This is a genomic window from Tepidibacter formicigenes DSM 15518 (assembly GCF_900142235.1).
GTDB classification, from domain to species: Bacteria; Bacillota; Clostridia; order Peptostreptococcales; family Peptostreptococcaceae; genus Tepidibacter; species Tepidibacter formicigenes.
Map to the genome: position 1 here is coordinate 1 of NZ_FRAE01000069.1, position 14,122 is coordinate 14,122.

General features: G+C 27.9%; 15 protein-coding genes. 11 read left to right on the forward strand and 4 right to left on the reverse strand.

Translation table 11 applies throughout. From position 1 onward, the window contains the following. The 6 genes from BUA77_RS13930 to BUA77_RS10965 all read left to right on the forward strand — a co-directional run. Nucleotides 1-534: helix-turn-helix domain-containing protein (locus BUA77_RS13930; RefSeq protein WP_278280571.1), on the forward strand; the 534-nt coding region annotated here is incomplete at its 5' end. A 530-nt stretch (nt 535-1,064) separates the two neighbouring features. Further along, nucleotides 1,065-1,724 (forward strand): RNA polymerase sigma factor, encoded by a 660-nt coding sequence (locus tag BUA77_RS14440; protein ID WP_072890133.1) that lies wholly within the window; start codon nt 1,065-1,067, stop codon nt 1,722-1,724. Further along, nucleotides 1,636-1,830 carry a BhlA/UviB family holin-like peptide gene (locus tag BUA77_RS14740; protein WP_242939118.1) on the forward strand — a complete coding sequence of 65 codons (195 nt, stop codon included), beginning with the start codon at nt 1,636-1,638 and terminating at the stop codon, nt 1,828-1,830. Before BUA77_RS14440 ends, BUA77_RS14740 begins: the two co-directional genes overlap by 89 nt. Nucleotides 1,831-1,968: 138 nt before the next feature. After that, a complete protein-coding gene (locus tag BUA77_RS10955) occupies nt 1,969-2,553 on the forward strand; it encodes an N-acetylmuramoyl-L-alanine amidase (protein ID WP_072890138.1) in 585 nt (194 codons plus the stop codon). A gap of 22 nt (nt 2,554-2,575) precedes the next feature. After that, nucleotides 2,576-3,034, forward strand: coding sequence for a hypothetical protein (locus tag BUA77_RS10960; RefSeq protein ID WP_072890140.1), 459 nt, complete (start codon nt 2,576-2,578; stop codon nt 3,032-3,034). Nucleotides 3,035-3,388: 354 nt separating this feature from the next. Continuing rightward, on the forward strand, nt 3,389-5,326 hold the full coding sequence (locus tag BUA77_RS10965) for a DUF4158 domain-containing protein (protein ID WP_072890142.1): 1,938 nt from the start codon (nt 3,389-3,391) through the stop codon (nt 5,324-5,326). Nucleotides 5,327-5,403: 77 nt separating this feature from the next. On the opposite strand, the gene tnpA is transcribed toward BUA77_RS10965, so the two are convergent. Then, nucleotides 5,404-5,814 carry an IS200/IS605 family transposase gene (gene tnpA / locus BUA77_RS10970; protein ID WP_072890144.1) on the reverse strand — a complete coding sequence of 137 codons (411 nt, stop codon included), beginning with the start codon at nt 5,812-5,814 and terminating at the stop codon, nt 5,404-5,406. Further along, a complete protein-coding gene (locus BUA77_RS14205; protein ID WP_200773963.1) occupies nt 5,780-5,953 on the reverse strand; it encodes a hypothetical protein in 174 nt (57 codons plus the stop codon). The genes tnpA and BUA77_RS14205 overlap by 35 nt, the downstream gene beginning before the upstream one ends. A gap of 93 nt (nt 5,954-6,046) precedes the next feature. On the opposite strand from BUA77_RS14205, the gene BUA77_RS10975 reads away from it, so the two are divergent. The 3 genes from BUA77_RS10975 to BUA77_RS10985 all read left to right on the forward strand — a co-directional run bounded on the left by BUA77_RS10975 (nt 6,047) and on the right by BUA77_RS10985 (nt 8,794). After that, nucleotides 6,047-7,294: an RNA-guided endonuclease InsQ/TnpB family protein gene (locus BUA77_RS10975; protein WP_072890146.1), complete on the forward strand. Its 1,248-nt coding sequence runs from the start codon at nt 6,047-6,049 to the stop codon at nt 7,292-7,294. A 227-nt stretch (nt 7,295-7,521) separates the two neighbouring features. Beyond that, complete coding sequence (locus BUA77_RS10980) at nt 7,522-7,815, forward strand: hypothetical protein (RefSeq protein ID WP_072890148.1); 294 nt, start codon at nt 7,522-7,524, stop codon at nt 7,813-7,815. 142 nt (nt 7,816-7,957) lie between these two features. Next, on the forward strand, nt 7,958-8,794 hold the full coding sequence (locus BUA77_RS10985) for a hypothetical protein (protein WP_072890150.1): 837 nt from the start codon (nt 7,958-7,960) through the stop codon (nt 8,792-8,794). 126 nt (nt 8,795-8,920) lie between these two features. Here BUA77_RS10985 and BUA77_RS10990 read toward each other — a convergent pair whose 3' ends face one another. After that, nucleotides 8,921-9,481, reverse strand: a complete 561-nt coding sequence (locus BUA77_RS10990) for a recombinase family protein (protein ID WP_072890152.1) — start codon at nt 9,479-9,481, stop codon at nt 8,921-8,923. 211 nt (nt 9,482-9,692) lie between these two features. Between BUA77_RS10990 and BUA77_RS10995 the strand changes: the two genes are divergently transcribed. Further along, nucleotides 9,693-12,662: a Tn3 family transposase gene (locus BUA77_RS10995; RefSeq protein WP_072890154.1), complete on the forward strand. Its 2,970-nt coding sequence runs from the start codon at nt 9,693-9,695 to the stop codon at nt 12,660-12,662. Between the two features lie 233 nt (nt 12,663-12,895). Here the strand turns inward: BUA77_RS10995 and BUA77_RS11000 are convergent, their stop codons facing one another. Next, entirely contained in the window at nt 12,896-13,087 is a 192-nt protein-coding gene (locus BUA77_RS11000) for a hypothetical protein (RefSeq protein WP_072890156.1), read from the reverse strand. A gap of 517 nt (nt 13,088-13,604) precedes the next feature. On the opposite strand from BUA77_RS11000, the gene BUA77_RS11005 reads away from it, so the two are divergent. Next, complete coding sequence (locus tag BUA77_RS11005; RefSeq protein ID WP_242939117.1) at nt 13,605-14,069, forward strand: tyrosine-type recombinase/integrase; 465 nt, start codon at nt 13,605-13,607, stop codon at nt 14,067-14,069. Nucleotides 14,070-14,122: the final 53 nt, after the last annotated feature.

Sequence of the window (14,122 nt, forward strand, 5' to 3'; positions counted from 1 at the left end):
CAAGAGCTTAGGGATTTTAGTTGCCATGGGTATCGTGAGCTTATGTGCTTTTTATATAGAAATTTTGCTATGCAAAGTTTATTAATAGGAGATAGCCCAAAAGATGCAGCAAAAGAAGCTCAGAGAATGATGCTTGAGTTTAATCAAAGATTTAAAAAACCACTTATAGAAAAGAATGTTGAAAGTAAGACAAGAAATATAGAGAGAAAACAGTATAATTTTAAAAATGAAACCATAATTACAATGCTTAATATAAAGGACCATGAACAAAGGGAACTCAAAACGATAATAGATGATAATGAATATATGAGAAGACAAAGAGAGTATGACAAAAGAAGAGATGAAATAAGAAAAGAAAAAAGAAAGAAAGCTCGTAGAAATGAACAGGGGTTAACTAAAAAACAAGCAGAATTGAAAGAATTAAAAATTAAAATTATTGAACTTAGAGAACAAAAATTAAGTTATAGAGAAATAGCATCTAAATTAAATGTTTCATTAGGAAAAGTACAAAGAGCTTTAAAATGCAATTATTAGAGGTGTATCGAAAAATGTCCCGTCTTATATGGGAAGTACTTTTACTTCATTCTGGGGGTAGTATCGGTTCCCTCACTACCCCCACAAGTTTTTTATGGGTTGTTCTTGTACTTTTCAGATTACTTTTCATTGTTTTCCCTTATTTGTATTAACAGTGCTTTTATTTATACAGTCATTTATGCATAAGGTTAAAACTATTATTGAAAAGTATAAACCCATTATTGAAGCATTAAAATTAATAAAAAAATATTCTAAATAAACAGTATTTCTATATGTTCTTACTGTTTATTTAGGCTAGAGTCTATTCAAATGCAATTTTGACAGAATTAATTTTCCCCTAGCTTAAAATATAGAATATTCAACAAAATTACATTTAATTTCTAAACAAATTCCACTTACAAGCTATATGATTACTAAATTAGCATTATTTTACATAAAAAGTCAAATTATACCCGTTTACAGATTATTATATAAATTCGCTTGGGTTTAGTATAAGCTGACAATTTTTTTATAAAAAAAGGGGGATTTGTATGGAATTATACGATTTATTGCAAAGAGCTAAAAATAACGATAAGGATGCTGCCTATGAAATTATAAAAGATTTTAATCCTACATTAAAAAAACTTAGTAATAGTTTACATCATGAAGAAGCAGAAACTGATTTGATTATTGAGCTTTTGAAATTAATACAAATTGATATTGCTAAATTTAATAATTCAAATAATAAGCAAATTGCTAAATACATACATATACATTTGAAAAAAAGGACTTTAGATTTACTTAAGAGTAATGAAAATAAATTTAAAGAGTACTTGGAAATAAACCACGATATATTAGCTGATGAAAGTATAGTTGATATAGAAATTTCTGTTTTAACATCGATATTAATTGAATCCTTAGTTAGTCAGCAAAGGGATATTATTACTATGGAATTTATACATGGTTTTTCTGAAAAAGACATAGCCAGAATACTAGGTATTAGTAGACAAGCTGTTAATAGAACTAAAAATAGAGCTTTAAAGAATCTAAGAAAAATTTATATAGAGGATGGAGGTGAATCAATTGGAAGAAAAAATAATAGAACTAGCCTCCAGTCAAGGAATATGGACACTATTAACAGTTGCTTTAATATTCTATATTCTCAAAAATCAAGAAAAAAGGGATCTTCGTCAAGAAGAAAGAGAAATTAAGTATCAAAATATTATATCTAACTTAACTGAAAAGCTAAATTTAGTAGAAGATATCAGAGAAGATGTATCAGAAATTAAAAGTTACGTTTTCAATAAAGAAGCTTAAAGTCTAGTTATAGACACATGTTTTAAAAAATTTATTTAAGTGGTTTACATTTTGACTATAAAGATCGCTTGTATATAGTGAGAAGGAAATAACCGGTTAAAAATTCTCAAGATATAAATTTGAAGGTGTGTGAGCAAGATGAAAATTATAGAAACAAACTTAGCATTTAGAAATACTTTCAGAAAAATGAATAAACCTTCTATAATAGTTATTCATCATGCTGCACATAGTAGTGCAACTGTAGATGACATACATAGGTGGTATAAACAAAATGGATGGAGTGGATTTGGATATCATTTTTATATAACAAAAGATGGACAAATCTACAGGGGCAGGCCTGAAAACACCATAGGAGCTCATTGCAAAGGCTACAATCAAAGTTCTGCAGGTATATGTCTACAGGGTAACTTTGAAGTAGAAAAAGTAAGTGAAATTCAATTAAAGGCTATTATAGATTTATGCCAAGACTTATGTAGCACATACAGTATAAGTACTATATATGGCCATAGAGAATTAAAAAGTACAAGCTGTCCTGGACTAAACTTTCCTTTAATGGAAGTAAGACAGATGATATTTGAAGGTTTTGATACCTATACAGTTAAACCAGGAGATACTCTATGGTCAATAGCAAGAGATTATAATTTAACAGTTTTAAAGCTCATGGAACTTAATGAGCTAAAGGGGAGTTTAATTTATCCTAATCAAATATTAAAAATTATGTAGAGAAGAAAAGGAGAGATTTATTATGTCTATAAAAATAACTTCAGCATGTATTTATTGCCCACCTAAACTAGCAGATAAAAGAGTTATAAAAGATAGTACAACTATTGATAGGGATACAATAAATAAAATAGTAGATCAATGGGATGATTCAGATTTTCCTGATGACATTGAAGGACTTGCAGCATCTGTAGTTGCTGCTGGTATTGGATATATTTTAAGAGGTGGATCTTTAGGAGATACAGTCAAAGTACAAGTAGAGAGTCTTATGTCCGCTTTAAAAGCTGGTCTAGTAGATGCACTTATTGGACTTGGTTTATATAAATTATTAAAGAATGAAGTTTCTTTATCATCGAAAACAAAGAAGTCCTTAAGAAAATTAAGTGGATCAGATTTTAAGTTAGATTTTGAACTAACATATAGACAATCTGGAAGTAACGATGGTGCATATTGGATTACTGATTGCACTCTTTCTGAAAAATAAAAATTTTGATTATAAAAATAGTAGAAGGTAATTACCTTCTACTATTTTTATAATATATATATAGTTGTATTAGAATATTTGTACAAATGACTATAATAACTGTTCTTCGTGGGATAAATTCTAAATAATAAAGTATTATACATACTGATATAATTGCTATTATACATAAAACATCCTTTATCAAAATAAATACACCTCATTTTCTGATTTAATAGAAGTTTTGTTATAATCTAATCATTAGTTTTATGCGCTTCAATTATATCATATATATATAAATAGGATACTTTTATTTATGAATTAATTTTTCTTTTAATAGTGATATAATTTAATAAAATGACTATTGGGGGATTATTCATGAAACAAAATTGGCAAATGGATGAATTGATAGAATACTTTACATTTCTACCACATGAATTAAGTTCTATTGGAAATAAAACAGGAGCAAATCGACTTGGATTTGCAGTTTTGTTTAAATACTTTCAATATGAAGCTCGTTTTCCCAGTAATAAAAGTGATATTCCTAAAGCTATTATTCAATACATTGCAAAACAATTAGACTTAGATCCTAATACTTTATATAACTATGATTGGACTGGTCGAAGTATTCAATATCATAAGGCTCAAATTAGAGATTTCTTTGGTTTTAAATTAGTAACAGTAAATGATACACAAGAAGTTACTGATTGGCTAATTAAACATATTAATCATCATAATGCTGAAGCTGAATATTTAAAAACTGAAGCTTATAAAAAATTTAGAGAAATGAAAATAGAACCACCTACTCCAGAGCGAATTGATCGCATTGTAAAATCAGTTATACATAATTATGAAACTCAATTTTTTAAAGAAACCTTTAGTAAAATACCTAAAAATTCCTTATCTAAAATAGATATACTTATTAATAATTTCATTTCATATGATGATTCTTTTTTATCATTTAGTGAATTAAGATCTGATCCTGGAAGAATCGGACTTGAAAGTGTATTTATTGAAACCAAAAAATTACGAACTATTCAAGAAATATCTCTTCCTGATGATTTATTCCAACATGTTCCCTATAAAATATTAAAAAAATATAAACAAAGAGCAATATCTGAAGATATTCGTGAATTAAGAAGACATGCTGAAGAAGCACGATATACTCTACTTGCTAGTTTCTTTTACCTAAGAAAAATGGAGATTATTGATAATATAATAGAGCTGCTTATTCTGATTATTCATAGAATTGGTGTTAGAGCTGAGCGTAGAGTGGATAAGGAGATTATCAATGATTTAAAAAAAGTATCAGGAAAGACAAATATTCTATTTAAAATGGCAGAAATAGCAATAGAAAATCCTGAAGGCACTATCAAAGATATGATTTATCCAATAGTAAATGAAGATACACTAAAATCTTTGGTAAAAGAATTTAAAAACACAGGAGCTGCATATAAGCAAAAAGTACATACAGTTATGAGAGCTTCCTTCAGTAGACACTATCGTAGAATGGTACCAGAAATACTAAATGTACTTGACTTTAGATCTAACAATAAAATTCATAAACCTGTTATTGAAGCTCTTGAATTAATTAAAAAATATGCTAATGATAGATTTATATATTTTTCAATATTAGATAATATACCTATAGAAGGTGTCATTCGCCCTATGTGGCAGAATTTTATTATAGAAAGAGATGAACAAGGACAGGAGAGAATAAATAGAATTAATTATGAAATATGTGTTCTACAGGCATTAAGAGATAAGCTTCGCTGTAAAGAAATATGGGCAGTAGGAGCTTATAAATATCGTAATCCTGATGAAAATCTTCCTTCTGATTTTGAAGAAAATATAGAAGAACACTACAAAGCTTTGAAAAAGCCAATGGATGTAGAATTGCTAATATCAAATCTTAAGAAAGAAATGACAACATCATTAATCAAACTAGATGAAGGTATTCTAAAGAATCCCAAAGTACGCATTCTTTCAAAAGGGAATGGATGGATTTCATTATCTCCTAGTGAACCTCAACCTGAATCTAAAAATCTAGTGAAACTCAAAACAGAAATAGCAAAATTATGGCCAATGACTAGCTTATTAGATATTTTAAAAGAAACAGATTTACAGTTATCTTTTACAGATTATTTTAAGACAATGGCTACACATGAACGTTTAGAGCGTTCCATTATACAAAAACGACTTATACTCTCTTTATATGGTTTAGGGTCAAATACAGGATTAAAGCGTATGTCATCAGGGAATCATGGAGAAATTTATAAAGATTTATTATATATCAAAAGAAAATTTATAATTTAGTCCGTAAAACCACTGTGCCTTGTGCCTGTGGATGTAAGGACTTTAAAAGAGTGGGATTAAATGTCCCACTCTTTTAACTAAACAAGCTTTTGATTTTGTATATACTTTTGAATTATTTCAGAACTTACTGCTCCAGCAGTTCCAACATAATAACCTTTACTCCATAATCCACTCCCCCAAAACTTAGATTTCTTTAAATTTGGAAAAGCTTTAAATATCCAGTAAGCTGATACACTTTTAAGTATTTTTACTATTTCAGTGGGAGCAATTGTTGGTGGAGCAGATATGAATAAGTGAACATGGTCGGGCATTATTTCTTTTTCAATAAGTTCAAAACCATAGTTATAACAAGTAGTTCGAAATATCTTCAATAGTTCAGTTTCTAAATCATCTTTAAATATAGAATGCCTATATTTAGGACAGAAAACTATATGATAGTTAATATTGTAAATGCTATGACTTGTTTTTTTCACTTTCGTATCTTTCAATTATAAGTTTCATTCCTTCCTCAATAAGGTCGTTAGCATTAACTTTTGTTTGTTTTTCAGCACTTACTTTAAGTGCAAGTATTTTAATTTTAGAATATAATTCAGTATCTAAAGTGGTATTAATACTTTTACGTGTCATTTAAATCACCTCATATTAACTATATCATATAGTTGACAAAGTTTCAATAAGATGTTATGATAACTATATCAACTATATGAAGGAGGTGAGAAAATGAAGTTATCATTTAAATTTAAACCAAGTTTTACGGTAGAACAATTGAAAATAATAGAAGAATTATCTTATCATACAACTAAATTATACAATGTAGCTAACTATGACTTAAGAGAGAATGGGTTTAAAAGCTATGTAGATATTGAAAATACTTTTAAATCTAATTGGCATTGTGACTTTTTACACAGCCATACAAGACAACAAGCATTTAAGATATTAGAGCAGAATTGGAAGTCATATTTTGCAAGTATTAAAGATTATAAAGTAAATCCACATAAATATAATGGACTTCCTAAACCACCAAAGTTTAAGAATATGGAAGATAGAAGAAATGAAATTATATTTACTAATCTTGCTATAAGATTTCAAGACAATATATTGAAATTATCCTTATCTAAAGCAATTAAATCTATATTTGAGGTAGAGAGTTTAAATCTTGAGGTTTCTAACAAACTTCAAAGCCTTATGAATTGGAAGGAATTGCAACAAGTTAGAATTAAATGGGATAATTCTTTAAAACAATGGTATTTAATTGCAATCTACAAAAAACAAGAATTAGAACAAAATGTTAATAACACTAATGTTATGGCAATAGATTTAGGTTTAGATAATTTAGCTACATTAACATTCAAAGAAAATTCAAAGAACTACTTATTTTGTGGGAAAAAACTTAAATCAGTTAATGCTTATACTAATAAAAAAATAGCATATTTACAATCTATTGAAATGAAGAAATGTGGTTCTGATAAATTCAAAAATACTAAGGAAATCAATAGACTAAGAAGATATAGAAATAATTATATCAATGATTATCTTCACAAAGTTAGTAAGAATATTATTGATAAAGCAATAGAACATGATGTTAGGAAAATAGTGATAGGTAAACTTAAAGGTATTAAGCAAAACATGAATTATAATAAAGGTTTTGTTCAAATTCCTATTCAAAGATTAGCAGAACTTATAGAATATAAGGCTAAATTAAATGGAGTAGAAGTTAAATACAAAGAAGAAAGTTACACAAGTGGCTGTAGTGCTTTTGACTTAGAACCAATAACTAAAAAGAACTATGATAAAACTCGTAGAGTTGTTAGAGGATTATTCAAAAGTGGCTATGGATTTGTAAATTCAGATGTAAACGGTAGTTTGAATATATTAAGAAAAGAAGAGAAATGTATTCCCAAGTTAGTTGAAACTATGAGGGATAAGGGCAAGTGTTCTCGCCCGTTAAGAATAAGGGTTGCTTGTTAACTCAAGTCGAAAGTTAAATACCAAACTTCTTACAAAGAAGCCACATCCCCTTGTGGGTGTGGTAGTTCACGTATAATGAGTTCGGGTTCAAATGTAAAAAAAATCATTATATTCAAAAAGGAGGAAGTAAAATAAAAAAAATAAGCAAATTATTATTAACATTTACACTATTAGTGGCATTATTTATACCATCAATGAGTTTTGCAGCGTCTTGGAATAGTTTTCCAGTGGATAATTATGGTGATTATACTACACAAACATTTTATAACAATGGAGATCCTGGTATATCATTATGGATGAATAACAATAGCGAAAGTTCAAGATCTTACACTATAGAATTAGAATATAGACAGCCTAGTGGAAGATGGACTGTTATTGACGAACAAAGTGGATCTATAAGAGGTGGTAGTTCAAAATCTATATATTTTAACACAGATACATATTATAAAGGCAATATGCGTTATGTAATTACTGCTAGCTCATCTTTAAAATATGATGGAAAAGTTTCTTATTATAGATAATTTAATATAATAACTTAAAAAGTTCGAGGTTTCCTCGAACTTTTTTTACAATATATACATTAAAAGTAAATTAATTGATTTAGATGTCGATATAATATATAGTAATTGTTTTAAGTTTGAAAATGAAAGGAGTTTTTAGATTATGAATATAAATAGTATTAGACCATCTAATAGCTATTCTTTAAATAATAGTAAAACAAATAAAGATAATAATATTTCATTTAATGAAACATTAAATAAGGAGATTAAAAATACTCAAAATGATATTGTAAGTAAACAACCAATAAATTCAAATGAATTATCTATGAATAATAAAATTATTACATACAACAAAAATAGAGAACTTTTATTTAATACAGAATCAAAAAATACTTTAAATAAACATTCTATTGAAAATGATAATTTTGGTCCTGAATTATATAATTCAGAAAGTTATTATAGATATACAATTAGAGATACAGGGGAAAAAGTTTTTGATTTAACTGAAATGGCAGATAAATTTGAAAACAAACTAGCTTTTCCAGATGTAGAAGTAACTAAACATAACTTTAAAGATGGTGAAGCAACTACCTTTAATGCCTATTTTATTAAACCAGGAGATTCTAATGAATTAACTAGGGTTAATGTAGATATAAAAGACTTTGAATATAGCGTTCCAATGGATGAAGAAAAATTTAAGAATACTGTAGGAAAAGCTATGATGCTTATAGATAAAAAGTTATCTTTAATTCATAAATTAGGAGATGTAGTTCCAGAAGATATAGGTACTCCAGACTTTCAATATAACAAATCTACTGGAGAACTAGATTTTAACCCACTTATTGATTCAATGAAAAATAGTCTAAAATCTAGAATTAATGGTACTTATCCAGAAGGAAATGAAAGTATAAATTATTCAGTAGACGAACAAACTCTACAAAATTTATTAAAAGAATTCGAAGATTTTGTTTTAAAAATTGGATTAGGTAGTGAAGAATAAATTTCATTCAAATTAATATCTATTCAAGTCAGGCTAATATTAGGTACATTTTCACAAAGCTTCTCAACCTAAAATTAGCCTAATATAAATATCCGTGTTCTGTATAGTTTAGAATATTTAGAATTGCTATGTTTCAGATACTTCACTTAAACTTTTATACAAAGTAGATTTTGACACATTTAAAGTTTTACAGATCTCTTTAACAGAAATATTCTTATCTGCCATCATAGATTTAGCCATTATAAGTTTATTTTCATCCATCTTCTTTGGCCTTCCTCCAATTCTTCCTCTGGCTCTTGCAGCAGAAAGACCTGCCATTGTTCTTTCTCTTATTATATCTCGCTCAAATTCTGCAAGTGAAGCAAATATATGAAACATTAACCTACCTGTTGAAGTAGTTGTATCTATACTTTCCTTAAGACTTATAAATCCGATTTTTCTTTCATTTAATTCATTTACAATCTCTATAAGATGTTTTAAAGACCTTCCTGCTCTATCTAATTTCCAAACAACTATAATATCATTTTCTCTCGCATATTCAAAAGCTTCTTTAAGTCCAGTTCTTTCACATTTAGATCCAGAAACTATATCCGTAAAAATTTTATCACAACCATATTTTTTTAGTTCGTCAATTTGCATGTCTAAATTTTGATCTCTAGTTGATACTCTTGCATATCCTATTTTCATGTCAAATTCCTCCAATTGTATATAATATCAAACTTAATTGTCCTATAACTTAAAGGTGTAGTCAAGTTTTAAGACTTTGATTTTAGGATAAGATTTAGGACTATTTCTAATGTTTTTATTAGTATTTTTCTGTTATTTTAAATTCGTCCTAAAAACCCTCGTTTTATAGTATAATTTAGATTATAATGTAAAATATTGGAGATGATACTTTATGAAAAGGAATTGGGAGTTAGAAGAATTAATTGAACATTTTACGATTATGCCTAATGAGATGTCTCTTATTGGAAATAAGTCAGGTGAAACCAGGCTTGGCTTTATAGTTCTTTTAAAATTTTTTCAGTTTGAAGCAAGATTTCCAGATTCAAAACATGAAATTGAAAAAGTAATAATTGAGTATATAGCAAAACAGATACAAGTTAAATCAACGTTATTTGAAAGGTATGATATGAACAGTAGAACTTATTATAATCATAAAGCTCAAATTAGAGATTTTTTTGGATTCCGTGAGTCTACTAATGAAGATGCAAATAATATTACGAAGTGGTTGTCTAAACGTACAATTTATAAGGATACAAATACAGCTACTTTAAAAGAGATTATATATAACAAATTTAGAGAATCTCATATAGAACCACCTAGTCTAGATCGTGTGAATCGTATAGCTAAATCTGCAATGTATTCTTATGAAAAACAATTTTTTCAAGAAACATATAGCAAGTTATCTAATGAATCTATTACTATTATGGATTCTTTAATAGTCAACTTAAGTGCTTATGAAAGTAATGAAATAGATTGTAATGATAAAAACGTTCATTTGTCTTTTAGTGATTTAAGATCTGATCCAGGACGGATTGGACTGGAAAGTATTTTTAGAGAAATAATGAAACTTAAAACCATTCGCCAAATTAATCTTCCCGATAATCTTTTTAATAATATTTCTCAAAAGGTTATTAAAAAATATAAACAAAGAGTTGCATCTGAAGATTTGCGTGAATTACGTAGGCATCCAGAACCGCTAAGATATACTTTGTTATCAGCTTTTTTTTGGCTCAGATGTAGAGAAATTACAGATAATCTTATTGAGTTACTTATACAAATTATACATAGGATAGGTGTACGTGCAGAAAGAAAAGTCGAAAAAGAGTTTATAAATGATTTTAAACGTGTTAACGGGAAAACAAATATCCTCTTTAAAATGGCTGATGCAGCATTAAATAATCCTGATGGTATTGTAAAAGAGGTATTATTTCCTATAGTAAATGAAAATACTCTTACTTCATTAGTTAAAGAATTCAAAAATACAGGTTCAGCTTATAAGAAAAAAGTGTATACCCTAATGAGATTATCATATGCAAACCATTACAGACGCATGGTTCCAGAAATACTTGATATACTTGAATTTAGGTCTAATAATGAAGTTCATAAACCTATAATAAAAGCATTAGAGATTATTAGAAAGTATTATAATATTGGAACTCATTATTTTTCTAACACTGAAATTATTCCTATTGATGGAGTTATAAAACCAGGTATGAAGGATGCTGTAATAGAAAAAGATGATAATGGCCAAGAACGTATAAATAGAATGAATTATGAAATTGTTACACTACAGACTTTAAGAGATAAACTTCGTTGTAAGGAAATATGGGTTATAGGAGCAGATAGGTATAGAAATCCCGATGAAGATTTACCAATTGATTTTGAAAATCGTAGGGAAGAACATTATAAAGCTTTAAAGCAGCCATTAAATTCAGAAGCATTTATAAGTAGTATAAAAGATGCTATGTATAATGGTTTAACAAAATTGGATATTGGTATGCCTAAAAATCCTAAAGTTCGCTTATCCATTAAAAATAATAAAGGATGGATAACCGTATCACCAAGCGATCCACAGCCTGAACCAGTTAACCTTATGAAATTAAAATCAGAAGTAATGAGACAATGGCCAATGACTAATTTACTTGATATTTTAAAAGAAAGTGATCTTAGGATTTCCTTTACTGATAGTTTTAAAACAATGGCAGCACATGAAAGACTTGACCGTGATACTATTCAAAAAAGACTCATTCTTGCCTTGTATGGTTTAGGAACAAATACAGGACTAAAACGTGTTTCTGCTGGGAATCATGGGGAAAACTATAAGGATTTATTATATATTCGTAAGAAGTTTATAAATAAAGATAATCTTCGTAATGCAATATCCTCTATAGTTAACGCTATCCTTAAAAATCGTGTAGAAGATATTTGGGGTGAAGCTACAACAACTTGTGCTTCAGATAGCAAAAAGTTTGGAGCCTGGGATCAGAATCTAATGACAGAATGGCATATTAGATATAGAGGAAGAGGGGTTATGATATATTGGCATGTAGAAAAGAATTCTACCTGTGTTTATTCTCAATTAAAAACATGCTCATCTTCAGAAGTATCGGCAATGATAGAAGGGTTGTTAAAACATTGTACTGATATGGAAATTGAAAAAAACTTTGTTGATTCTCATGGACAAAGTGAAGTCGCTTTTGCATTTTCTCATTTATTAGGGTTTAACCTTATGCCTAGACTTAAAGCTATTTACAAACAAAAATTATATCGTCCCGATACTGGTATAAGTGATGCTTTTCCTAACTTGCAACCAATATTAACAAGACCTATTAATTGGGAACTTATACGACAGCAATATGATCAAATGATAAAATATGCTACAGCTCTTAGGTTAGGAACTGCTGAAACAGAAGCTATATTAAAAAGATTTACTAGAAATAACTTGAAACATCCTACATACCAAGCATTGTGTGAATTAGGTAAAGCAATAAAAACTATATTTCTTTGTGAATATTTAAATTCTGAATCTCTTAGAATTGAAATAAATGAAGGTTTAAATGTAGTTGAAAATTGGAATTCTGCCAATAGTTTTATATTTTATGGTAAGGGTGGCGAAATTTGCACGAATAGATTAGAGGATCAAGAAATTTCAGTTTTATCCTTGCACTTACTCCAGAATTGTCTTGTATATATAAACACATTAATGATACAACAAATATTATCTCAAAAGAAATGGTATGAAATGATGACTTCGGAAGATTTCAGAGCATTAACTCCACTTATTTATACACATGTAAATCCATATGGGAATTTCGATTTAGATATGTCACAAAGAATTCCTATTGATGCGTATACAGCATAAATTTAAAATGGTGAAGTATTAATACTTCACCATTCATTTCCAAAATAAAATACTATCTAGAGATTTGAAGTTACAGTTTCAAGCTAAGTAATTGCAACCTTTTTAAGCTTACTTTTCAGTACAGAACACGGATGCTGGTAATACCCCTTATAAGTGGGAGCCTGTTGGTGATGTAATGACTACTTATATTGGATAATTAAATTTTTTTATAAAGTAAATATTTAAAATTTAACTTATTTAAATATTTGTGGATTTTGAACATATAATTCAATATATCCACATCTAGGACACACATAAGAATTAATATGATCTTTCTTATTTGAAAATAATTTTTTAGGTTTCATACCTAAAGAGAAAACATCATAATAAGTTATAATTCTTGATTTTTTCATTGATTCTTTGCATTTAGGACAATTGTATTCCATATTCAATCTCCTTTCTTTTCTATAGCAATTCTATCTATTAGAAAATAATAACCACTTAGAGAAGTCATGTAATTAATGCCTATACATTCAATTTCAGGAAATAGTAAACTAATAATATATAAATAAACTTGATTAAAGTATAATATCATATATTGTAAAAATTTTCAATTTGATGTAAATTTATTATATTGAATAAATTGATTTTAGATTGTTTTATAAATTCTACTTTGGGGTAGTGCTCACAAAGCGTAAATTTACCACGTTAATCCAATTATTTACAATTCAGCTTTGTTCTTTGAATATTTCGACTTAGAATTAATAGATAAAGGTTCTAACTCGTTAAATTATATAAAATCAGTGCAATGCATTGAAAATTCTAGGGTTTAATCATTTAGTGATAAAGCTCTTATTTTTTTGCTTAAAATTAGTTAGTTAAAATACGATAATAGTATTGATAATACTAACTAAGCAAGGGACAAAAATGAGAACTAACAATAATAAAAAAGGAAGCAAGACAGTGGATCCAATAAAAAGCAAAAGGGAAATTCAAGCAGTTAAAAATTATTTATCAGGAAAAAATCTAAGAGATTGTACACTGTTTATTGTAGGTATAAATTCAGCTCTAAGAGTCAGCGATATTCTAAAATTAAAATGGAGAGATGTTTTTTATGAAACCGGAGAAATAAAAAAAGAAATTAGATTGATTGAAAAGAAGACAAATAAACAAAAGGGTTTTCCAATAAATAAATCCATGCAAAAATCTCTTTTGCAGTATTTTGAATGTGTAAATCAACCAGACAATAATGAATATATCTTTAAATCAAGACAAGGATGTAATAGTCCTTTGAGTACAAAAATGGCTTGGAAGCACGGTGTGCCAATTGAGACTCTTATGAAAATACTAAACCACAGTTCTCAATCCGTAACAAAACGATATATTGGGGTATGGCCACATAGCCATCAAGCTAAGGATTTTCAATGAGTGATGTTTGATATGATTTATAATAAATCAATTTCATACCTGTAAATATATAT

Coding starts and splice junctions, on each gene's coding strand:
- BUA77_RS10985 (WP_072890150.1), top strand. CDS start 7,958: ATGAATATAAATAGTATTAGACCATCTAATAGCTATTCTTTAAATAAT.
- BUA77_RS10995 (WP_072890154.1), top strand. CDS start 9,693: ATGAAAAGGAATTGGGAGTTAGAAGAATTAATTGAACATTTTACGATT.
- BUA77_RS10990 (WP_072890152.1), bottom strand. CDS start 9,481: ATGAAAATAGGATATGCAAGAGTATCAACTAGAGATCAAAATTTAGAC.
- BUA77_RS10975 (WP_072890146.1), top strand. CDS start 6,047: ATGAAGTTATCATTTAAATTTAAACCAAGTTTTACGGTAGAACAATTG.
- BUA77_RS10965 (WP_072890142.1), top strand. CDS start 3,389: ATGAAACAAAATTGGCAAATGGATGAATTGATAGAATACTTTACATTT.
- BUA77_RS14205 (WP_200773963.1), bottom strand. CDS start 5,953: ATGACACGTAAAAGTATTAATACCACTTTAGATACTGAATTATATTCT.
- BUA77_RS10960 (WP_072890140.1), top strand. CDS start 2,576: ATGTCTATAAAAATAACTTCAGCATGTATTTATTGCCCACCTAAACTA.
- BUA77_RS10955 (WP_072890138.1), top strand. CDS start 1,969: ATGAAAATTATAGAAACAAACTTAGCATTTAGAAATACTTTCAGAAAA.
- BUA77_RS11000 (WP_072890156.1), bottom strand. CDS start 13,087: ATGGAATACAATTGTCCTAAATGCAAAGAATCAATGAAAAAATCAAGA.
- BUA77_RS14440 (WP_072890133.1), top strand. CDS start 1,065: ATGGAATTATACGATTTATTGCAAAGAGCTAAAAATAACGATAAGGAT.